A 561-nucleotide genomic window follows, 5' to 3' on the forward strand; every position below is an offset into this window, starting at 1 on the left:
CTGTGGCTTCTGATTTACGAGCTTCTTCAAACGTAGACGCACCTTGTTCCGCCACTTGTGAAATGGTCAAACTCAGCTCTTCTGCTGCCGTTGCGATGAGGTTCGCTTTGTCGGCTTGGCTACTCGCACCAGAAACAATGTCTTGGCTAACAACAGACAGCTCACTCGTGACCGACTTAACTTCTTCAGACACGACTGAAATAGAGCCAATCAACCCCGTTAGAGATGCCTGCATTTTGTTTAAAGAGGTCGCTAAGTTAGAAAGCTCATCACCCGATTCGTCTTTGATAGGAGAAGCTGTCAAATCGCCTTCCGCCACACGTTGTGCCAAAGTATCCAGTGCAGTCAAACGCCCTGTGATTGAATTAGACAACAAGTATGCAATGAACACTGTTGCGATCGCCGCAAGCGTACCTAGCGCGTAAATGGTGTTCTCGATATCGTTGAATGAATCGGTCAATTGGAGAAGCGCATCATGTGTGCTTTGGCGGCCTTCTGCCGTCGCCGCATTGAGCATGTCTTCAATTGGGGCTAGATTCACCTCGTACAACTGACGGACTT

The 561-nt window shown here is 48.7% G+C and carries 1 protein-coding gene; it reads right to left on the reverse strand.

Annotated features, from left to right (window positions below):
* On the reverse strand, nt 1-561 hold a 561-nt coding region (locus tag R7Z50_RS29910), incomplete at both ends, for a methyl-accepting chemotaxis protein (protein ID WP_318150072.1).

It is taken from the genome of Vibrio sp. 1249-1, from assembly GCF_033340495.1.